The following is a 19371-nucleotide window of genomic DNA, read 5'->3' as shown; positions in this document are numbered from 1 at the left end:
GCATTCTCGTTTATAGGAGTTGGTGGCGGGTGAGCCCGGTTGACCTACGGGCCGCCCTCGCGGTGCGACCCCGAACCGGTCACCGGCTCCTGCCCCGTGCGGTGGCCACCGCACGGGGCGCGCGGTCCCCCGGCCTTGCCCCGAACCGGGCCGGGGGGCCGTTTCCGCTTCGAAACCCAACTCTCGGCCGGGCAGCGCGCGGATCAGGGGTGGTCGGTCGTGCGGTCGGCCGCACGGCGGGCGGCGGCGAGCTTGGCGCGGCGCCTGCGCAGCACGGCGAACGCGCCGGCGACGACGATGCCCGCGACGGCCAGCAGGGTCAGCGGTCCGCCGACGGTGCCGTACAAGGGGGACGACGGTTCGTCCGCGGCGGCCGCGGCCTGCGGTTCCGGTTCCTGCTCGGCCTCCGAAGTCGGCGACGGCTCGGTCACCAGCTCGCCCACCGCGGCGTCGCGCGGTAGCGAGAACCCGTAGTCGAGCAGGTGCATCGTGTGCTGGGACTGCTTGACGGGCTTGTTCTCGCCGCGCATCAGCACTGCGACGAGCCGCCTGCCGTCGCGTTCGGCGGCGGCGATGAAGGTGTGCCGCGCGTCGTCGGTGAAGCCGGTCTTGCCGCCGAGCGCTCCCGGGTAGTTCCACAGCACGGCGTTGTCGCTCTCCACCGGGATCGGTGGTTCGCCCGGTTTGCCGGGCAGCTGGATCTCCCGGGTCGCCTCGGCGTTCGCGAACTCGGGGTGGCGCATCGCGGTCCGGAAGATCAGCGCCAGGTCGTAGGCGGAGGTGCTCATGCCCGGACCGTCCAAACCGGACGGTGTGGCGGTGCGGGTGTCGAGCGCGCCGATCTCGGCGGCGAGCGCGTTCATCTTGCCGACGGTCTGCTCGACACCGCCGAGCTTCATCGCGAGCGCGTGCGCGGCGTCGTTGCCGGACTGCATGATCAACCCGGCCAGCACCTGCCGCACGGTGTAGACGACGCCGGGTTCGAGCCCGACCCGGCTGCCCTCCTGGTCGGCGTCGGCCTGGGTGGCGATGATCCGCTCGTCCAGGTCGAGCTCCCGAATGGTCACCAGCGCGGTGAGCACTTTGATCGTGGAAGCGGGGCGGTGCCGCGCGTGCGGGTCGCGCGCCGCCACGACCTCCCCGGTGTCCAGGTCGGCGAGCACCCAGGACTGGGAGGCGACCGGGTCGATCGGCGCGGGCGGGACATCGGGCGGCCGGACCTCGCCGCATTCGGCGAGCCGCGGGCCGCCGACGGGTTCCGCGGGGATCGGCAGCGGTTCCGGGGCGGGCACGCCCGGCGGCGGCACCTCGGAGGTGTCCACGGCAGCCGGTGGCGCGGCCGCGTTCGGGCAACCGCCGCCCGGCGCCTGCGCGGGGGCGGCCGTCGCGGTCAGCGGCACGGGACCCAGCAGCAGGAGCGCGGCGCATCCCGCGACGGCGAGCCGCAGGCCCGTCGAGCTCGGCCGGTGGTCCGAAGGCGATCTGCGCCGATCCGCGAACGATCCCGCTTCCGAGGCATTCGGCGTGAATGCCGGATTCCTCGGCTGAGACGGGGGAGTTGTGCGGACCGGGGCGACCGGGCGGTGAGCTCTCACGGGCACGAGCTCAGGCTAGCGAACGCGGCGGCGCGATGATCCCCGGTCCACGGAGATCATCACGAGCCGCTCCACCGGCCACCGCCCGAGCGGGCCGCCGGGAGACCTGGCCCACCTGCCGACCGGGGTGCGCGAGCCCGCGACCAGGGCGGGACGATACTGGGTCGCGTGACGCTCTCCCGCCGTACCGCCCTGCTCCTGCTCGCCTTCGGCGTCTGGTCCTGGTTGTTGTGGCCGACCTTCTTCCGCAACATCTGGATCAGCGAGAACTCCTGGCAGGCGGGCTCGCCCACGCCGTTCCTCTACGTGCACTTCGTGATCGCCGCGGTGTCGCTGGTGCTGGGCACCGCCATCGGCGTGCTCGGCTGGCGGGCGTTGCGCGCGACCCGCGGCTGATCGGCGCGGTCAGCCCGCCCGCGGTTCGCCGCGCAGCGCGGCGAGCGTCAGCACGTCCCCGCCGATCCCCCAACCGCCGTCGGCGACGTCCTCCACGAGAACGAGGGTGGTGGCGCGGGCCCGTTCGCCGTAGATCTCGGCGTACAGGTCGGTGACGCGGTGCACGAGCCGTTCCTTCTGCTCGGCGTCGAGCGATCCGGCGGGCACTTTCAGGTTCGCGAACGGCATGGTCTTCTCCTCCGGTCCGTTGCTCAGTCGCCGTGCGGGTCGGCGGCGTTGAGCGCGGCCACCACCTGGTCGTAGTCGCCGCGCGCCTCCCCGTAGCGGAGGAACTTCACCCGCTCGACCAGGACTTCCCGGGCCTCGGGCTCGGATTCCAGCAGCGACACGACTTCGTCGGCGAACTCGTCGAGCGGCATCGCGTGCGCGCTCTCCTGGTGGCCGGGCAGCAGTTCGGTGCGCACGGCGGGCGGCGCGAGCTCCTGCAGCCGCACGCTGGTGCCCGCCAGCTGCAGCCGCAGCGATTCGGTGAGCATGTGGATCGCGGCCTTCGACGCGTTGTAGCTGGGTGTGGCGCGCAGCGGGCTGAACGCGAGCCCGGAGGACACGGTGAGGATCGTGGCGTCCGGCCGGGTCTGCAGGTGCTCGACGAACTCGGCGATGAGCCGGATCGGGCCGAGCACGTTGGTGGCGATGACGTCCTCGGCCGATTCGAGGAAACCGGCCGGCTTGCGCCAGTCCTCGACGCGCATGATCCCCGCCATCGGGACGAGCACGTTGAGCTCGGGGTACCGCGCCAGCACCTCGGCGGCCGCGTCGCGGATGCTCGCCGGGTCGAGGGTGTCGATCCGCACGGCGTCGAGGCCGGGGTGCTCGGCGACGATCCGATCGAGCAGTTCCTCGCGGCGCCCGCCGATGATCACGGTGTTGCCCTTGGCCTGGAGGCGCAGCGCGAGGGCGAGGCCGATGCCGCTGCTGGCGCCGGGGATGAAGACGGTGTTGCCGTTGATGTGCATGCCACGAGTCTCAGCGGGCCGTGGCGCCCCGTGCAGAGACCGGTCATCGGGGGATCCGCGGTCCCTGGTCGGCGCCGCCCGCCGGGGCCATGCTGGGGACATGGACCGCGCCGCGCTCGCCACCTTCCTGTCCCGCCGCCGGGCGGCGCTGCGCCCCGCCGACGTCGGCCTGCCCCCGGGCGCCCGCAGGCGCACTCCGGGGTTGCGGCGCGAGGAGGTGGCGTCGCTGGCGGGAATGTCCACGGACTACTACACGCGGCTGGAGCAGCGCCGCGGCCCGCATCCCAGCGCGCAGTTGCTCACCGCGCTGGCCAGGGCGTTGCGGCTCACCGACGACGAGCGGGACTACCTGTTCCGCGTGGCCGGGCACAACGCCCCCACGCCGGTGGTCGCGGCGACGCACGTGGCGCCCGCGCTGCTGCGGGTGCTGGACCGGCTCGACGACACCCCCGCGCTGATCCTGTCCGCGCTGGGGGAGACGCTGGTGCAGAACCGGCTGGCCGTCGCCCTGCTCGGCGACCGCTCCGGCTACACCGGGTTGTCCCGCAGCGAGGTCTACCGCTGGTTCACCACCCCGGAGCACGAGCGCCGGATGTACCCGGAGGCCGACCGCGACCGGCAGAGCCGCGCGCAGGTCGCGAACCTGCGTGCCGGCTACGGGATGATGGGCGACGCCTCCGCCGCCGGTGACCTGGTGCGGGCGTTGCAGCGGGAGAGCGCGGAGTTCGCCGAGCTGTGGCAGCGCCACGAGGTCGCGAAGCGCTTCGCCGACCACAAGACCCTGCTGCACCCCGAACTCGGCCCGATCGAACTGGACTGCCAGATCCTGTTCACCGAGGACCAGTCCCAGGCGCTGCTCGTGCTCACCGCCGCCCCCGGCACCGAGGGCCACGCCAAGCTCGAACTCCTCGGCGTCGTAGGCCACGAACGCTTCACCGACGCCCCGCGCTGACCGGCCCCGGAGACGCGGAAGCGCCCGCCTCCGGGGGAGGCGGGCGCTTCCGGGAGTGCTGCGCGGGGTCAGCGGCGGCGGAACATCAAGGCCCGCTTGACCTCTTGGATCGCCTTGGTGACCTGGATGCCACGGGGGCAGGCGTCCGTGCAGTTGAACGTGGTGCGGCAGCGCCACACGCCGTCCACGTCGTTGAGGATGTCCAAGCGCTCCTCGGCGGCCTCGTCGCGGCTGTCGAAGATGAACCGGTGCGCGTTGACGATCGCGGCGGGCCCGAAGTAGGAGCCCTCCGACCAGTACACCGGGCACGACGTGGTGCACGCCGCGCACAGGATGCACTTGGTGGTGTCGTCGAAGCGCGCGCGCTCCGCGACGGACTGGGTGCGCTCGCGGGTCGGCTCGTTGCCCGAGGTGACCAGGTACGGCTTGATCGCCCGGTACGCCTCGAAGAACGGCTCCATGTCGACCAGCAGGTCCTTGTGCACCGGCAGGCCCTTGATGGGCTCGACGCTGATCGTCGTCTCGCCGTTCTTGGCGAACAGGTCCTTCATGAGGACCTTGCACGCCAGCCGGTTGACGCCGTTGATGCGCATCGCGTCCGAGCCGCAGACACCGTGCGCGCACGACCGGCGGAACGTCAGCGAGCCGTCGACGTACCACTTGATGTAGTGCAGCAGGTTCAGCACGCGGTCACTGGGCAGCGCCGGGATCCGGAAGGACTCCCAGTGCAGGTCCTCGTCGACCTCGGGGTTGAACCGCTGGATGCGGACCGTGACCATGGTCGCGCCCTCGGGGATCGGCGGGGCGTCCGAAGGCAGGTCCGTGGTCTGTTCGGTGTTCGTGACGGTTGCGGTCATCAGTACTTACGCTCCATCGGCTGGTACCGGGTCACGACGACGGGCTTGTAGTCCAACCGGATGTCGGACTGGAAGCCGGTGAGTCCCAGTGGCGCGTTCGGATCCTCGGCGTCGGGCAGCTGCTTGTACGACATGCTGTGGCGCATGAAGTTCGTGTCGTCGCGCGCGGTGTAGTCCTCGCGGGCGTGCCCGCCGCGGGACTCCTTGCGCGCCAGCGCGGCGTTCACCAGCGATTCCGCGAGGTCCAGCAGGAAGCCGAGCTCGATGGCCTCCAGCAGGTCCGAGTTGAACCGCTTGCCCTTGTCGTGCACCGCGATCCGGCCGTAGCGCTCCTTGAGCGCCTGCACGTCCGACAGCGCCGTCTTCAAGGTCTCCTCGGTGCGGTACACCGAGGCGTTGGCGTCCATCGTCTCCTGCAGCTCGGTGCGGATCGTGGCGACCCGCTCCCCGCCGTGCGCGGTGCGCAGGTGCTCGACCATGCCCTCGACGAGCTTCGCGGGCTCCTCCGGGAGTTCCACGTGCTCGTGGGCGTTGGCGTAGTCCGCGGCGGCGATGCCGGCGCGGCGGCCGAACACGTTGATGTCCAGCAGCGAGTTCGTGCCCAGGCGGTTCGAGCCGTGCACCGAGACGCACGCGCACTCGCCGGCGGCGTACAGGCCGGGAATGGTGGTCTCGTTGTCCTTGAGCACCTCACCGACGATGTTGGTGGGGATGCCGCCCATCGCGTAGTGCGCGGTCGGGTACACCGGCACCGGCTCGGTGGTCGGCTCCACGCCCAGGTAGGTGCGGGAGAACTCGGTGATGTCCGGCAGCTTCTGCTCCAGCACGTCCGCGCCGAGGTGCGTGACGTCGAGCAGCACGTAGTCCTTGTTCGGACCGGCGCCGCGGCCTTCCAGCACTTCCAGAGCCATGGAGCGGGCGACGATGTCGCGCGGCGCCAAGTCCTTGATCGTCGGGGCGTAGCGCTCCATGAACCGCTCGCCGTCGGCGTTGCGCAGGATGCCGCCCTCGCCGCGGACCGCCTCCGAGATGAGGATGCCCAGCCCGGCCAGGCCGGTCGGGTGGAACTGGTAGAACTCCATGTCCTCCAGCGGCAGGCCCTTGCGGTAGATGATGCCCATGCCGTCACCGGTGAGGGTGTGCGCGTTGGACGTCGTCTTGAAGACCTTGCCGAAACCGCCGGTGGCGAACACGACGGACTTCGCCTCGAAGACGTGGATCTCGCCGGTGGCGAGCTCGTAGGCGACGGCGCCGGTGCAGACCTGCTCGCCGTTCTCGTCCTCGCTCATGGTGACGTCGAGGACGTAGAACTCGTTGAAGAACTCGACGCCGTGCTTGATGCAGTTCTGGTACAGCGTCTGCAGGATCATGTGGCCGGTGCGGTCCGCGGCGTAGCAGGCCCGGCGGACCGGGGACTTGCCGTGGTCACGGGTGTGCCCGCCGAACCGGCGCTGGTCGATCTTGCCTTCGGGCGTCCGGTTGAACGGCAGCCCCATCTTCTCCAGGTCGAGCACCGAGTCGATGGCCTCCTTGGCCATGACCTCGGCGGCGTCCTGGTCGACGAGGTAGTCGCCGCCCTTGATGGTGTCGAAGGTGTGCCACTCCCAGTTGTCCTCTTCGACGTTGGCCAGCGCGGCGCACATGCCGCCCTGCGCCGCGCCGGTGTGGGAGCGCGTGGGGTAGAGCTTCGTCAGCACGGCGGTGCGGGCCCGCTGGCCCGACTCGATCGCCGCGCGCATCCCGGCGCCGCCGGCGCCGACGATGACCACGTCGTACTTGTGGTGTTGCATGGTCGCCTCCTAGGGCCGCTGGCGAGGCCGTCCGCTCAGTGCGGGGCCTCGAAGCCTGCGCTGTGTCGTCAGCCGATGTTCGGGTCGAAGGTGAAGAGCACGAAGGTGCCCAGACCGACCGTGAGCAGGACCGAGACGTACAGCAGCATCTTCAGCCAGAACCGGGTGGCGTCCTTGCGGGAGTAGTCGTTGATCACGGTGCGCAGCCCGTTGCCGCCGTGCAGGCCGGCCAGCCACAGCATCGTCAGGTCCCAGAACTGCCAGAACGGCGAAGCCCAGCGACCCGCGACGAACGCGAAGTTGATCCGGTGCACCCCGCCGTCCAGGAACAGCATGATCAGCATGTGTCCGAGGACCAGGAACAGCAGCAGCACGCCCGACAGGCGCATGAACAGCCAGCTGTAGAGCTCGAAGTTGCTGCGGCGGGCGGCCGGGCGGTGCGGGGACCGCGGCTTGTCGACCGACAGCGGCGCGTCGATGGTGGTCATGGGTCAGTGCCCCCCGAACAGTTCCGTGACGGCGCGCGTGAGCATGCTGATGGCGGCGGGAACGATCAGCACCAGCCACAACACCAGAACGGTCCAGAGCATCGGCTTCTGGTATTTCGGTCCGTTCGCCCAGAAGTCGACCAGCATGACGCGGATGCCGTTGAACGCGTGGAACAGCACCGCCGCGAGCAGACCCAGTTCGAACAGGATCATGATCGGGCTTTTGTAGGTTTCGATGACCGTGTCGTACGCCTCAGGCGATACCCGCACGAGAGCGGTGTCCAACACGTGCACGAACAAGAAGAAGAATGTGAGCACGCCCGTGATGCGGTGCGCTACCCACGACCACATGCCCAAATCACCGCGGTAGAGGGATCCCTTGGCACGAGGGTTGCCCTCGCGCTGGGGGGCCTCCGCCGCGGAGGCGGTGGTGCTGGCCATGGTGGAAGGCCTCCAACGTCGCTGGTGGACTGACGGCCCGTTCGGGAACGTGACGACCGGTCCGAGTCGTCATCATTCGTACGCCCGTCACCGGCCACCTGAACTAGGGCCTGGACTTCTCGGATGCTAGACCCGCGCCATCCTTGCGGCCTACTCGCCTGTGCTCTGTGTGATCGACCAGACAAAGGCCCCAGGCTGGTGGATCGATGTAGAAATCAACTCGTGACACCGGCGCAATGCGAGAGCGGCAGCGTCAAGTCTTGTTTTCGAGAGCCATGTCACCGGACGTGCGCCGCGTATCGGGTCGGCGAATTCCGGTGGGAAACGCGGAGTCCGCCTCCAGGCGGCTTCCAATACCGCCGGGAACCGTGTCGCCGCCCCGCGCGGCGGGGGCGAGTGCGACATTCGACCGGAGAGCCTACGAGATCAGGAGTGGACATGGAGACGATCAACTGGGAGGCGCTGCGCGCGGCGGCCGTGGAGGCCGCGGCGAAGGCGTACTGCCCCTATTCGAAGCTCCAAGTGGGCTCGGCGGCGGTCTGCGACGACGGGCGGCTCGTCGTCGGCTGCAACGTCGAGAACGGGTCCTACGGGGTGACGCTGTGCGCCGAGTGCACGATGGCCGGGCAGCTGCGGCTCACCGGCGGCGGCCGGTTCGTCGCCGTGGCCTGCCGCAGCGGGCAGGGCGAGCTGCTCATGCCGTGCGGGCGGTGCCGCCAGCTGCTCTACGAGCTCGGCGGTCCGGACTGCCTGGTGGACACCCCGCGCGGCATCATCCCGATGCGGGAGGTCCTGCCGGACGCCTTCGAGCTCTGACGCCCGCGCGGCGGGTTCTCGACGCGGGCGACAAGTCCGGGGGCGAGGTGATCTCATCAGGCCAGCACCCGGCGCAGGACCGGGCGCGGTGAGGGGATCTGGCTGATGGCGCACTCGGTGATCGACGTGATCCGCGCGAAGCGGGACGGCGACCGGCTCGACGACGAGCAGATCGACTGGGTGGTCGACGCCTACACGCGCGGCGCGGTGGCCGACGAGCAGATGGCCGCCCTGGCGATGGCGATCCTGCTGCGCGGCATGGATCGCGCCGAGATCGCCCGCTGGACCGCCGCGATGATCGGCTCCGGGGAACGGCTCGACCTCAGCGGCGTCCCGCGGTCCACAGTGGACAAGCACTCCACCGGCGGTGTCGGGGACAAGATCACCTTGCCGTTGACCCCGCTGGTCGCGGCCTGCGGCGCGGCGGTGCCGCAGCTGTCCGGCCGGGGGCTCGGGCACACCGGCGGCACGCTGGACAAGCTGGAGTCCGTCCCCGGCTGGCGCGCCCGGCTCTCGGCGCCCGAGATCCGGGCCCAGCTCGCCGAGATCGGCGCCGTGGTGTGCGCGGCCACCGAGGGCATCGCGCCCGCCGACCGCAAGCTCTACGCGCTGCGCGACGTCACCGGCACCGTCGAGTCCATCCCGCTGATCGCCAGCTCCATCATGAGCAAGAAGATCGCGGAGGGCGCCGAATCCCTGGTGCTCGACGTGAAGTGCGGGTCCGGCGCGTTCATGAAGGACCTGGAGCAGGCGCGGGCGCTGGCCGACGAGCTCGTCTCGATCGGCGCCGCGCACGGCGTCCGCACCAGCGCGCTGCTCACCGACATGTCGGTGCCGCTGGGATCCGCCGTGGGCAACGCGCTGGAGGTGGCGGAGTCCGTCGAGGTGCTGCGGGGCGGCGGCCCGGCGGACGTCGTGGAGCTGACGCTGGCGCTGGCGCGGGAGATGCTGGCGCACGCGGGCCTGTCCGACGTGGATCCGGCGGAGGTGCTGGCCTCGGGCAAGGCCTACGACTCCTGGCGCGCGATGATCGGCGCCCAGGGCGGCGACCCGGACGCGGAGCTGCCCACCGCCGCGCACGTGGAGACCTTCGCGGCTCCGGCGACCGGTGTTCTGTCCACTTTGGATGCCTACGCCGTGGGGCTGGCCGCCTGGCGGCTGGGAGCGGGCCGGGCGCGCAAGGAGGACGCCGTGCAGCACGCCGCGGGCATCCGCTGCCTGGCGAAACCGGGGGAGCGGGTCACCGAGGGCGCCCCGCTGCTCGAACTCCACACCGACACCCCCGAGAAGCTCCCCGCCGCCCGCGAAGCGCTCGCCGAAGCCGTCGCCATCACCGCCGAGGCTCCCGCCGCCACCCCGCTGATCCTCGACACGATCCGCCCCTGACCCGCGAAGCGAGGTGAGTGAACGGCCCGTTCGTCCAACGAGATCGGGCGAACGGTCCGCTCACTCAAACCGTCGTCGGTGCTCCGGGGTGGAGTGAACGGACCGTTCGTCCGATCAGATTGGGCGAACGGTCCGTTCACTTCGAAAGATCCGGTGCCGGACGTGCGACAGGGCCGCGGTTCCCGGTGGGAACCGCGGCCCTGCTCGGTGCTGCGGGGTCAGGCGCTCTCGGCGGCGTAACCCTCGTCGGAGGAGTCGTCCGAACCCAGCGCCTTGGCGTCGCCGTCGCGCTTGGCGCTCTTCGAGCGACCGCGCCCGCGCTGCTGGCGGGGCAGCGTGGTGGGCGGCGGCGGGCTGGACGGGCCGCTGCCGCCGAGGATCAGCTCGGCGAACGTGGCCATGGCCTCGTCGAGCTGACCGGCGTGGCGCCGCTCGGTCTCCTCGTTGGCCTGGCGGACCATCGTGTCCACCGCGTCGGAGTCCGGCCGCGACGCGAGCGTGCCGCTGATCTGCGACAGGTTCTGCGCCAGCGTGCCGCCGAGCTCGCCGAGCCCGGACTTGACGCCCTCCTCGACGGTGTCGAGCCGGGTGCTGACGCCCTGCTCGACCGCCTCGATGCGGGTGTGCACGTTGTCCTCGACGTTGTCCAACCGGCCGGAGACGCGGTCGAGCCGCTCGGTGAGCTGCTCCAGGCGCTCGGCCAGCTTGTCGAGCTTCTCGGTCGGGTCGACCGCGGGGCGCTCGGCGAGCGCGTCGAGACCGGTCTGCAGCTGGTCGCGGCTGCCGGTGACGGCTTCGGTGAGCGCGCCCTGCACGCCGCTGCCGGTCTCGGTGACCGCGCGCTGCAGGGATTCGCGGGTGCCGTCGAGGTGCTCGTGCACGCCCTCGTCGATCTCGGCGAACCGGCCGCGCAGGCTGGTCTCCAGGCCGTCGATGCGCTCGCGGACCTGGCCGGTCACCGAACCCGGGATGGCTTCCAGCCGGGTGTCCTGCTTGTCGAGGTGGCCGCCGAGCTCGTCGAGCCGCTTGTGGATGTGCGCGAGCTTGTCCTCCAACCCGTCCATCCGGCCGGCGACGCCGTCGAAGCGTCCGGAGACGCCGTCGAGGCGGCCGTCGAGCTGGGCGAAGGGCTTGGCGAGCTTGTCGAACAGGCCGTCCACGGCCAGCTTGACGTCACCGATGACCCCGTCCTGGGCGTCGATCTTGGAGAGGGCTTCGTCGACCCGCTCGGTCAGCACGCCGAGTTCGGTGCGGTCGGGGAGTTCGGACAACCGCTTGCGGACGGAACCCAGCGATTCGAGCGGGGACATCCGGGCGTGGATCTCGTCGAGTGCGTCGAAAATCTGCTGCTGCTCGCTCTCGCGGATTTCGGCCGCACGCGTGAGCATGTTCCGCATGCGGTCGAAGGACATGTTCTCGTTCACGGCTCGGACGTCCTTCGTCGAGGGGCAGGGGAGGACCAATGGAGCGTAGCTAGTCGTTTCCCGCGTTCCCAGCCACCCCCGGATACATTGAGTTAGCGCACCGTGAAGCGTCACTCTGAATGATGGCCGGGCACTAGGCCGTTCAGCCCAGCGTTCTTGTATGTCAATAGGGCGCTGGGGTTGCGCTTAGGCTATCCGGGTGACTTCTGTGGCGACGTGCATTCGGGTGGTTTTTCGGCCCTCGCCGCCCGCGCGGAGCCGTCGTGGCCGGGTTGTAACGTAGTGCCATGTCAACACCGGTGAGCTTGGACACGATCCGATTGGCCCCCAAGGTCCTGCTGCACGACCACCTCGACGGTGGCCTCCGCCCGCAGACCGTGATCGACCTGGCCGCTGACGCCGGATACGAGGGGTTGCCGCACCAGGACGCGGAAACCCTCGGTTCGTGGTTTCGAGAAGCGGCGGATTCCGGATCGCTGGAGCGGTACCTGGAAACGTTCGCGCACACCGTGGCGGTGATGCAGACCGCCGATGCGCTGCGCCGGGTGTCCGCCGAATGTGTCGAGGACCTGGCGGCCGATGGGGTGGTCTACGCCGAGGTCCGCTACGCGCCGGAGTTGTTCCAGGAAGGCGGGCTGAGCCTGCCGGAGATCGTGGAATCCGTGCAGGAGGGATTCCGCGAAGGGGAACGGCGTGCGGAATCGCAAGGGAAACTTATCCGGATCGGAACACTTCTCTGCGCGATGCGGCAGAACGCGCGTTCCGCGGAAATCGCGGAACTGGCCGTGCGCTATCGCGACGCCGAGGTGGTGGGCTTCGACATCGCGGGCCCGGAGGCCGGATTCCCGCCCACTCGGAACCTCGACGCCTTCGAGTACCTGCGCCAGCGCAACGCGCACTTCACCGTGCACGCCGGTGAGGCCTTCGGGCTGCCCTCCATCTGGGAGGCCATCCAGCACTGCGGCGCGGAACGGCTCGGGCACGGCGTGCGGATCGTCGACGACATCAAGGTCGACGAGGACGGGGAGGTGCACCTGGGCAGGCTCGCGTCCTACGTGCGGGACCGGCGCATCCCGCTGGAGATGTGCCCGTCGTCGAACCTGCAGACCGGGGCCGCGGCCTCGCTCGCCGAGCACCCGATCGGGCTGCTGAGCCGGTTGCGGTTCCGCGTCACGGTCAACACCGACAACCGCCTGATGAGCCACTGCACGATGTCCAGCGAATTCGCCGCGCTGCACGAGACGTTCGGCTACGGCTGGGCGGACATGCAGTGGTTCACGGTGAACGCGATGAAGTCGTCGTTCCTGGGCTTCGACGACCGCCTGGCGATCATCAACGACGCGATCAAGCCCGGGTACGCCACCCTGATGGGGTGATCTCGGGGCACGAACGAGCAACGGGCCGCCCGATCTGATCGGGCGGCCCGTTCGCGCGTCGTGAGGTCAGTGCTTGCGCAGGCGCTGGTCCTCGAACTGGGCGACGAGCTCGCGCCAGACCTCCACCTCGGTGTCGAACGGCGGGCTCGGGGGCAGCCGGTTCGGGTTCGGGCGCAGCACGAACGACACCAGCCAGCCGAGCCGCTCCGAGGGCTGCAACGCCTCGTCCACGGTCTTGTCGTCGGCCCAGGTCGCCGCGTCCAGCAGCAGTTCCTCGGCCAGGTCCAGCTGGTTCGGGTCCACTTCGGACGGGCCGGCGGCGAGGTCGTCGTCCAGCCCGGTGAGCACGTAGCTGTTGTCCGGGTCGACCTCGATCTCCAGCTCACCGCCGGTCGCCCGCTGCGTCACCTGCGGCCAGGTCGCGACCCGCGCCAGGTCGTTGTCCTCCAGCGCCTCGCCCTCGGCGAGGAACCGGGCGAGCGCGCGGGGCGAGCCGAACACGTCGATGCGCCCGTCGGAACCGAGGAACACCGGGTCGTCGTCGAGGTAGCAGCGCAGCGAGTAGAACTCGCCCTGGCCGGTGATGATCCGGATCGGGTCGATGCCGATCTCACCCCAGAAGCCGGGCTCGGAGTCCTCGTCCACCGGGTCCACATCGGATTCGGAGTCGGTCTGCTCGGCCTCGTCGTGCTCCAGGGCCTCGGCGAGCTCGGTCTCCGCGGTGGCCACGGCGTCCGCGGGCACCTCGGGGGTGCTCACGACGGAGTCGAGCGCGTCGAGCAGCTCGTCCCAGCGCTCGGCGACCACGGCGCACAGCTCGGACCAGCGCTTCTGGCCGTCCTTGCCGGTGAACACCAGCGTGCCCTGGTCGAGCAGGCTGAAGCCGTCCGCGGCGTCGAGCACCTCGTGCACCGTGTCCAGTTCGCACACGTCGGCCAGCGAGCGCGCGATCTCCACGATGTCGTGCAGCTCGTTGATCGCCCAGACGTCCGGGGTGTCGGCCACCAGCTCGGGCACGCCCACCAGGTCGAACTGGTGGTCCTCGTCCGGGTTCAGCTCGACCGCGGACAGAGCGGGCACCACGTGCCAGGCGGGGTGATCGTCGAGGTCGTGCTCGTGCGCGGTGCGCACGAACGCGGCGAGCCTCGCGGCGTCGGGGAACGCGTAGAGGTCCTCCTCGTGGCCGAGGAAGGCCTCCCAGTCCTCGCCGTCCTCACGCCATCGCGGTGCCCACAGGGTGACCACGTCACCTTGCGGAAGCCCCAGTTCGATGGGGACGATGTCCTGCGCCATCTTCCTACCTCCGGTCGCCGAACCAGACGTCCGCGAAGCCTACGGGTTGCCCGACGCACGCCTGCCGTCCGGTCGGGCTGCCTACCGTATCGACCTTGTCGAGAGCCGTCGCAACCGAATGGGTTCGAGCGGTCGTCCGAGGTGAGCAGCGGCGCGCGGTCACGGTTGGCGGTACCGGCGTCCGGCCGCCCCGTCGATCATGGTTCGAATGGATGTCACGGAGCTGTGGACGAGAATCGTGCTTTGGTTGGGTGAGCACGCGCCGGTGACCGCAGCGGCCCTGCTTCCGCCTTCCCCGCCGCCGGATTTCGCCGAGCTGGAAACGGAATTCGAGATCCGGTTGCCGGAGGAGCTGCGGGAGTGGTGGACCAGCTGCGGCGGCACCGACGGTGACGTCCTCGCCGATGTGCTGCCGCCGTTCTACACGCCCTACAGCGCGCAGCGCGCGTGGGAAGTGTGGAGCGGGCACCGCAAGACCTGGGCGGCGCAATGGGAACGGCCCGCCTGCGACTACTACGCGGGCGCGCCGGGGTCGAGCTACCACCCGGCGTGGATTCCCATCGCCGGGGACGGGTTCGCCGACGAACTGGTGGTGGACCTGCGGCCGGGACCGCTGCGCGGGTGCGTGCTGGAGTGGGAGCAGGAGGCCGGGCAGGTGCAGCGCCCGGAGTGGCGCAGCATCTCGGCGATGCTCACCGACGTGCACCGGTCGTTGACCGAAGGAGCCTCCGCCGGGCACAGCCACCCGACGGTCACCGAAGACGGCAGGCTGGACTGGCAGATCCGCTGACGCCGCCGGTGGTCCGCGCTCCGGTCGGGGGCGCGGGGTGTCGCCGGTGCGGACAGCTCTTCGAATCGCCGCCCACTCGGATCGCCCCGGGTGGGCGGTTCTCTTTGTCCGAACGTCCCCGCTGTCGACCTACTAGTTTGTGTCACCAACTAGTAGGTGCTACCTTCGTGTTGTGCCTGAGAAGAAGCCCGACGCGCGGCAGACCCAATGGCTGCGCGGCGTCCTCGACCTGGCGGTCCTGGCGCTGCTCGCCGAGAGCGGTGAGGGCTACGGATACCTGCTGCTGCAACGACTTGCCGACGCCGGCCTGCCGGACATGAAAGCGGGAACGCTGTACCCGCTGCTCAACCGGCTGGCCGCCGACGGGCTGTTGAGCACCGAGTGGCGGGCGGGGGAGAGCGGCCCCGGCCGCAAGTTCTTCGCCCTCACCGAACAGGGGCGCGCGGTGCTCGCCGAACAGGGACCTAAGTGGACGGAGTTCGCGAAGAACGCGAGCTCGGTGATCGAACGGGGGACGGGGCGATGACGATCGAGACCGAGAAGTACCGGGACGAACTGCTGATCGCGTTGCGGATGCACGAGATCTCCGGAGCTCGTGTCGGGGACGTGCTCGCCGAGGTGGACACGCACCTCGCCGAATCCGGTGAAGACCCGGTCGAGGCCTTCGGCACCCCGCGCGAGTACGCCGCCCACGTCGCCGCGCAGCTCGACGGCGACCCCGCGAAGCTGTCCCGGCCCGCCGTGCTCGCCGGCGCGCTCGGCACCGCCGCGCTGACCTTGTTCGGGCTGGAGTTCTTCATCGACGGCTTCCGCGGGCCGGTGCCGTTCGTGCTCGCCGACGCGGTCGGAGCGGTGTGGATGCTGCTGCTGATCGTGGTGGCCGTCGGCGCGGCGTTCCGCTCGGCGACCGCGCTGCGCGGCAGGCGCTGGTACCTGGCCGGTGCGGTGGTCGCGGGCCTGCTCGCCATCGCGGGGACGAACGTGGTGGACCGGTTGCTCGGCGAGGCGCCGGTGCTGTTCGAGCTGCCGGGATGGGCGGCGATCACCCTCGGCGCGGTGCTGCTCGCGGGCGCGGTCCTGCTGCTGCTCGCCGCGATCCGGCGCGGCCGGGTCGTCCCTCCGGCCTGAGCGCGGCACCCGGCTCGCGGGCCGCACGGGCTGCGGCCCGCGAGGTGCTGATCAGGCCGCGCTCGCCCGAACGCCGCACCGGGCGAGTACCGCGCTTCGCCGCCGCGCGACGGCGAGCGGTCAGGTGCCCACCGGGTGCCAGACGGTTTTGAGCTCGGTGAAGGCGCGAAGGCGTTCCAGGCCGGGGGCGGCGGTCCAGTCCGGTTCGGCGCGGCCGGTGCGGAGCACGCGCGTGACGGTGCCCGCCGCGGCCCGTTCCAGTTCCGGGCGCAGGTCGGCGGGGGCTCCGGTGAGGTCGAGGGCGTTGACGTCGGCGTGTGACGCCAGCCGCGGCGCGAGTTCCGCGACCGTGCCCGTGAGCAGGTTCGCCACGCCGCCCGGCACGTCGGACGTCGCGAGCACCTCGGACAGCGTGATCGCGGGCAGCGGGCGCTCGGCGCTCGTCACGACGACGGCGGTGTTGCCCGCCGCCAGCACCGGGGCGAGCACGCTGACCAGGCCCAGCAGTGAGGAGTCCTGCGGGGCGAGCACGCCGACGACGCCGGTCGGCTCGGGCACGCTGAACGAGAAGTACGGCCCCGCAACGGGATTCGCCGCGCCCAGCACTCCGGTGATCTTGTCCGTCCAGCCCGCGAACCACACCACCCGGTCGATCGCGGCGTCCACCACCGCCGCGGCCTCGTCCGCGCCGAGGCCCTCCGCGGCGGCGACGTCCGCGCCGAACTGGGCGCGGCGGCCCTCCATCACCTCGGCGATGCGGAACAGCACCTGCCCGCGGTTGTAGGCCGTGGCGCCGGACCAGCCGGGGAACGCACCGCGCGCGGCGGCGACCGCGTCCCGCACGTCCTTGCGGGAGGCCAGCGCCGCGTTCGCCAGCAGCGCGCCGTCGGCCGCGCGCACCGGGTACACCCGGCCCGACTCGGAGCGGGGGAACTTCCCGCCGACGTAGAGCTTGCAGGTCTTGGCCACCGCGACCCGGCCGGTCTCGTGCTGCTCAGACGTCAAGGTATGCCTCCAGACCTGCGCGACCGCCTTCGCGGCCGAACCCGGATTCCCGGTAGCCGCCGAACGGCGCGGTCGGGTCGAACCGGTTGAACGTGTTGGCCCACACCACGCCGGCGCGCAGCTGCTGCGCTGCCCACAGGATGCGGGAGCCCTTCTCCGTCCAGACGCCCGCGGACAGGCCGTACGGGGTGTTGTCGGCCTTGCTGATCGCCTCGCCCGGGGTGCGGAAGGTCAGCACCGACAGCACCGGGCCGAAGATCTCCTCCCGCGCGATGCGCATGGACTGCTGCACCTGCTCGAACACGGTGGGGGAGAAGAAGAATCCCCGTTCCGGCAGCGGGCACGAGCTGCTCCAGCGCGACGCGCCCTCGGCCTCCCCGGCCGCGACGAGCTCGGTGATGCGGGCGAGCTGCTCCGCGGAGTTGATGGCTCCGACATCGGTGTTCTTGTCCAGCGGATCGCCCACCCGCAACGTCTCCATCCGGGCGCGCAGCTTGCCGAGCAGTTCGTCGGCGACGGATTCCTGCACCAGCAGCCGGGAGCCGGCGCAGCACACCTGGCCCTGGTTGAAGAAGATGCCGTTGACGACGCCCTCGACCGCCTGGTCCAGCGGCGCGTCGTCGAACACGATGTTCGCGGCCTTGCCACCGAGCTCCAGCGTGAGCTTCCTGCCGGTACCGGCGAGGGTGCGCTGGATCTCCTTGCCCACCGCGGTGGAACCGGTGAACGCGACCTTGTCCACGTCCTGGTGCGCGACGAGCCGGGAGCCCACGTCACCGGCGCCGGGCAGGATGTTCACCACGCCCGGGGGCAGCCCGGCCTCCTGGCACAGCTCGCCGAACACCAGCGCCGTCAGCGGCGTGGTCTCGGCGGGCTTGAGCACGACCGTGTTGCCGCAGGCCAGCGCCGGAGCGATCTTCCACGCCAGCATCAGCAGCGGGAAGTTCCACGGGATGATCCCGGCGGCCACGCCCAGCGGTCGCGGATCGGGGCCGTACCCGGCGTAGCCGAGCTTGTCGGCCCAACCCGCGTGGTGGAAGAAGTGCGCCGCGGCGGTGGGGATGTCGGTGTCGCGGGCCTCCTTGATGGGCTTGCCGTTGTCCAGCGTCTCCAGCACGGCCAGTTCCCGGCCGCGTTCCTGGATGAGCCGGGCGATGCGGAACAGGTACTTCGCGCGTTCGGAGCCGGGCATCGGCCCCCAGGTCCGCTCGAAGGCGCGTCGCGCCGCCCGGACCGCGGTGTCCACATCGGACTGTGCGGCGGTGGCGACTTCGGCGAGCGGTTCGCCGGTAGCCGGGTTGATCGTCGTGAGCGGATCGCCCGCGCCGTCGACGAACTCGCCGTCGACGAACATCCGGTACCGGTCGCGCAGGTTCGCCACGGACGCCGATTCCGGCGCGGGCGCATACTCCCAGAAGCTCATGCGTCCACCGCCACGTAGTGCGCGGCCGAGTAGTGGCCGGTGCGTTGCGTTCGTCGTTGCATCAGCAGATCCCCCAGCAGGCTCGACGCGCCGAAGCGGAACAGTTCCGGGGTCAGCCACTCCGGCCCGGCCACCTCGTGCACCGCGACGAGGTAGCGCATCGCGTCCTTCGTGGTCCGGATGCCGCCCGCCGGTTTCACGCCGCGCAGCTGCCCGGTGCTGTCCCGCCACTCCCGCACGGCCTGCAGCATCAGCGTCGTCACCGGCAACGTCGCAGCGGGAGAGACCTTGCCGGTGGAGGTCTTGATGAAGTCGCCCCCGGCCAGCAGCGCCAGCCACGACGCCCGCCGGACGTTGTCGCAGGTGGCGAGCTCGCCGGTCTCCAGGATGACCTTCAGGTGCGCGGAGCCGCACGCCGCCTTCACCGCCTGGATCTCCTCGAAGACCTGCCCGTAGCGGCCGGACAGGAACGCGCCCCGGTCGATCACCATGTCCACGTCGGACGCACCCGCGGCGACCGCGAGCTCCACCTCGTGCAGCTTCACCTGCCGCGAGGACCGCCCGGAGGGGAACGCGGTCGCGACGGACGCGACGCCCACGCCGGACCCGGCCAGCGCCTCGACGGCCGTCGCCGCCAGGTCCGGGTAGACGCACACCGCGGCGACCGCAGGCACGTCCGGGTGGTCGGCGTCGGGCCGGCGCGCCTTCGCCGCCAGCGCGCGGACCTTGCCCTCGGTGTCGGCGCCTTCCAGCGTGGTCAGGTCGACCATGCCGATCGCCGCGTCGATCGCCCAGGTCTTCGCGTCCTTCTTGATGCTGCGGGTGGCCAGGCCCGCGGCCCGCTGCTCCAGCCCCACCTGGTCCACTCCGGGCAGGCCGTGCAGGAACCGCCGCAGCGAGCTCTCATCCCTGGTGGCCTCGGCGAGCTCAGGCGGCAACGAGCCCGCGCGCTGCTCACCCGACGACGACGTCGGCAGTGGTTCGACCATGCGCGCAGTCTAAGTCAGCACCGGCCCACCCTCGATGCCTTCGCCCGGGTGATCGTTCGGATCTTGGGCCTGCGCAGCGGGTCGCCGAGCGCGCGACCACCGACCGCCTGTCTTGGGGTGTGCGAGCTTCGGGTTCCGTCTTGTCTTGTCAGCGGCGGAGCCGCTGAGCAGTGACCGGCTTGAGCAGGCCGACCACCGGCGGGTTC

At 70.9% G+C, this 19371-nt stretch carries 20 protein-coding genes; 8 read left to right on the top strand and 12 right to left on the bottom strand.

Annotated features, from left to right (window positions below; genetic code table 11):
- Positions 1 to 203: 203 nt before the first annotated feature.
- Positions 204 to 1400 carry a D-alanyl-D-alanine carboxypeptidase family protein gene (locus tag BJ969_RS24560; RefSeq protein ID WP_343071586.1) on the bottom strand — a complete coding sequence of 399 codons (1197 nt, stop codon included), beginning with the start codon at positions 1398 to 1400 and terminating at the stop codon, positions 204 to 206.
- Between the two features lie 363 nt (positions 1401 to 1763).
- Here BJ969_RS24560 and BJ969_RS24555 point away from each other — a divergent pair, with 363 nt between their 5' ends.
- The gene (locus tag BJ969_RS24555; RefSeq protein WP_184482623.1) at positions 1764 to 1991 is read left to right on the top strand and encodes an SCO4848 family membrane protein; all 228 of its coding nucleotides are present in this window, start codon (positions 1764 to 1766) and stop codon (positions 1989 to 1991) included.
- Between the two features lie 9 nt (positions 1992 to 2000).
- Here the strand turns inward: BJ969_RS24555 and BJ969_RS24550 are convergent, their stop codons facing one another.
- Positions 2001 to 2219: a tautomerase family protein gene (locus BJ969_RS24550; RefSeq protein ID WP_184482621.1), complete on the bottom strand. Its 219-nt coding sequence runs from the start codon at positions 2217 to 2219 to the stop codon at positions 2001 to 2003.
- A gap of 23 nt (positions 2220 to 2242) precedes the next feature.
- Positions 2243 to 3007 carry an SDR family oxidoreductase gene (locus tag BJ969_RS24545; RefSeq protein ID WP_184482618.1) on the bottom strand — a complete coding sequence of 255 codons (765 nt, stop codon included), beginning with the start codon at positions 3005 to 3007 and terminating at the stop codon, positions 2243 to 2245.
- A gap of 100 nt (positions 3008 to 3107) precedes the next feature.
- Between BJ969_RS24545 and BJ969_RS24540 the strand changes: the two genes are divergently transcribed.
- A complete protein-coding gene (locus BJ969_RS24540; RefSeq protein WP_184482615.1) occupies positions 3108 to 3959 on the top strand; it encodes a helix-turn-helix transcriptional regulator in 852 nt (283 codons plus the stop codon).
- A gap of 68 nt (positions 3960 to 4027) precedes the next feature.
- Here BJ969_RS24540 and BJ969_RS24535 read toward each other — a convergent pair whose 3' ends face one another.
- From BJ969_RS24535 to sdhC, 4 genes are all read right to left on the bottom strand, one after another.
- A complete protein-coding gene (locus BJ969_RS24535; protein WP_184482612.1) occupies positions 4028 to 4816 on the bottom strand; it encodes a succinate dehydrogenase iron-sulfur subunit in 789 nt (262 codons plus the stop codon).
- Positions 4816 to 6606: a succinate dehydrogenase flavoprotein subunit gene (gene sdhA / locus BJ969_RS24530; protein ID WP_184482609.1), complete on the bottom strand. Its 1791-nt coding sequence runs from the start codon at positions 6604 to 6606 to the stop codon at positions 4816 to 4818. Before sdhA ends, BJ969_RS24535 begins: the two co-directional genes overlap by 1 nt.
- Before the next feature lie 68 nt (positions 6607 to 6674).
- Positions 6675 to 7094, bottom strand: a complete 420-nt coding sequence (locus tag BJ969_RS24525) for a succinate dehydrogenase hydrophobic membrane anchor subunit (protein WP_184482606.1) — start codon at positions 7092 to 7094, stop codon at positions 6675 to 6677.
- Between the two features lie 3 nt (positions 7095 to 7097).
- A complete protein-coding gene (gene sdhC / locus BJ969_RS24520) occupies positions 7098 to 7535 on the bottom strand; it encodes a succinate dehydrogenase, cytochrome b556 subunit (RefSeq protein WP_184482603.1) in 438 nt (145 codons plus the stop codon).
- A 438-nt stretch (positions 7536 to 7973) separates the two neighbouring features.
- Between sdhC and BJ969_RS24515 the strand changes: the two genes are divergently transcribed.
- On the top strand, positions 7974 to 8351 hold the full coding sequence (locus BJ969_RS24515; RefSeq protein WP_184482600.1) for a cytidine deaminase: 378 nt from the start codon (positions 7974 to 7976) through the stop codon (positions 8349 to 8351).
- A gap of 105 nt (positions 8352 to 8456) precedes the next feature.
- Positions 8457 to 9737 (top strand): thymidine phosphorylase, encoded by a 1281-nt coding sequence (locus tag BJ969_RS24510; RefSeq protein ID WP_425503577.1) that lies wholly within the window; start codon positions 8457 to 8459, stop codon positions 9735 to 9737.
- A 218-nt stretch (positions 9738 to 9955) separates the two neighbouring features.
- On the opposite strand, the gene BJ969_RS24505 is transcribed toward BJ969_RS24510, so the two are convergent.
- Complete coding sequence (locus tag BJ969_RS24505) at positions 9956 to 11161, bottom strand: hypothetical protein (RefSeq protein ID WP_184482597.1); 1206 nt, start codon at positions 11159 to 11161, stop codon at positions 9956 to 9958.
- A gap of 287 nt (positions 11162 to 11448) precedes the next feature.
- On the opposite strand from BJ969_RS24505, the gene BJ969_RS24500 reads away from it, so the two are divergent.
- A complete protein-coding gene (locus BJ969_RS24500) occupies positions 11449 to 12537 on the top strand; it encodes an adenosine deaminase (RefSeq protein WP_184482595.1) in 1089 nt (362 codons plus the stop codon).
- 66 nt (positions 12538 to 12603) lie between these two features.
- Here the strand turns inward: BJ969_RS24500 and BJ969_RS24495 are convergent, their stop codons facing one another.
- Positions 12604 to 13830 carry a primosomal protein gene (locus BJ969_RS24495; RefSeq protein WP_184482592.1) on the bottom strand — a complete coding sequence of 409 codons (1227 nt, stop codon included), beginning with the start codon at positions 13828 to 13830 and terminating at the stop codon, positions 12604 to 12606.
- Between the two features lie 238 nt (positions 13831 to 14068).
- Between BJ969_RS24495 and BJ969_RS24490 the strand changes: the two genes are divergently transcribed.
- From BJ969_RS24490 to BJ969_RS24480, 3 genes are all read left to right on the top strand, one after another.
- A complete protein-coding gene (locus tag BJ969_RS24490) occupies positions 14069 to 14620 on the top strand; it encodes an SMI1/KNR4 family protein (protein ID WP_266092632.1) in 552 nt (183 codons plus the stop codon).
- 172 nt (positions 14621 to 14792) lie between these two features.
- A complete protein-coding gene (locus BJ969_RS24485; protein WP_184482549.1) occupies positions 14793 to 15146 on the top strand; it encodes a helix-turn-helix transcriptional regulator in 354 nt (117 codons plus the stop codon).
- Positions 15143 to 15748, top strand: a complete 606-nt coding sequence (locus tag BJ969_RS24480; RefSeq protein WP_184482546.1) for an HAAS signaling domain-containing protein — start codon at positions 15143 to 15145, stop codon at positions 15746 to 15748. Before BJ969_RS24485 ends, BJ969_RS24480 begins: the two co-directional genes overlap by 4 nt.
- A gap of 120 nt (positions 15749 to 15868) precedes the next feature.
- Here BJ969_RS24480 and BJ969_RS24475 read toward each other — a convergent pair whose 3' ends face one another.
- From BJ969_RS24475 to deoC, 3 genes are read right to left on the bottom strand one after another with little or no spacing between them, the layout of a single operon-like run.
- On the bottom strand, positions 15869 to 16753 hold the full coding sequence (locus tag BJ969_RS24475) for an aldehyde dehydrogenase family protein (RefSeq protein WP_221315932.1): 885 nt from the start codon (positions 16751 to 16753) through the stop codon (positions 15869 to 15871).
- On the bottom strand, positions 16743 to 18176 hold the full coding sequence (locus tag BJ969_RS24470; RefSeq protein WP_184482543.1) for an aldehyde dehydrogenase family protein: 1434 nt from the start codon (positions 18174 to 18176) through the stop codon (positions 16743 to 16745). The genes BJ969_RS24475 and BJ969_RS24470 overlap by 11 nt, the downstream gene beginning before the upstream one ends.
- Positions 18173 to 19165 carry a deoxyribose-phosphate aldolase gene (gene deoC / locus BJ969_RS24465; RefSeq protein WP_184482540.1) on the bottom strand — a complete coding sequence of 331 codons (993 nt, stop codon included), beginning with the start codon at positions 19163 to 19165 and terminating at the stop codon, positions 18173 to 18175. Before deoC ends, BJ969_RS24470 begins: the two co-directional genes overlap by 4 nt.
- Positions 19166 to 19371: the final 206 nt, after the last annotated feature.

This window comes from Saccharopolyspora gloriosae (assembly GCF_014203325.1).
In the GTDB taxonomy this organism is placed as follows: Bacteria; Actinomycetota; Actinomycetes; order Mycobacteriales; family Pseudonocardiaceae; genus Saccharopolyspora_C; species Saccharopolyspora_C gloriosae.
Note: the sequence above shows the minus strand (reverse complement) of the source record. Positions and strands in the feature narration are given on the sequence as shown.

Coding starts and splice junctions, on each gene's coding strand:
- BJ969_RS24550 (WP_184482621.1), bottom strand. CDS start 2,219: ATGCCGTTCGCGAACCTGAAAGTGCCCGCCGGATCGCTCGACGCCGAG.
- BJ969_RS24545 (WP_184482618.1), bottom strand. CDS start 3,007: ATGCACATCAACGGCAACACCGTCTTCATCCCCGGCGCCAGCAGCGGC.
- BJ969_RS24540 (WP_184482615.1), top strand. CDS start 3,108: ATGGACCGCGCCGCGCTCGCCACCTTCCTGTCCCGCCGCCGGGCGGCG.
- BJ969_RS24535 (WP_184482612.1), bottom strand. CDS start 4,816: ATGACCGCAACCGTCACGAACACCGAACAGACCACGGACCTGCCTTCG.
- sdhA (WP_184482609.1), bottom strand. CDS start 6,606: ATGCAACACCACAAGTACGACGTGGTCATCGTCGGCGCCGGCGGCGCC.
- BJ969_RS24525 (WP_184482606.1), bottom strand. CDS start 7,094: ATGACCACCATCGACGCGCCGCTGTCGGTCGACAAGCCGCGGTCCCCG.
- sdhC (WP_184482603.1), bottom strand. CDS start 7,535: ATGGCCAGCACCACCGCCTCCGCGGCGGAGGCCCCCCAGCGCGAGGGC.
- BJ969_RS24515 (WP_184482600.1), top strand. CDS start 7,974: ATGGAGACGATCAACTGGGAGGCGCTGCGCGCGGCGGCCGTGGAGGCC.
- BJ969_RS24510 (WP_425503577.1), top strand. CDS start 8,457: ATGGCGCACTCGGTGATCGACGTGATCCGCGCGAAGCGGGACGGCGAC.
- BJ969_RS24500 (WP_184482595.1), top strand. CDS start 11,449: ATGTCAACACCGGTGAGCTTGGACACGATCCGATTGGCCCCCAAGGTC.
- BJ969_RS24495 (WP_184482592.1), bottom strand. CDS start 13,830: ATGGCGCAGGACATCGTCCCCATCGAACTGGGGCTTCCGCAAGGTGAC.
- BJ969_RS24480 (WP_184482546.1), top strand. CDS start 15,143: ATGACGATCGAGACCGAGAAGTACCGGGACGAACTGCTGATCGCGTTG.
- BJ969_RS24470 (WP_184482543.1), bottom strand. CDS start 18,176: ATGAGCTTCTGGGAGTATGCGCCCGCGCCGGAATCGGCGTCCGTGGCG.
- deoC (WP_184482540.1), bottom strand. CDS start 19,165: ATGGTCGAACCACTGCCGACGTCGTCGTCGGGTGAGCAGCGCGCGGGC.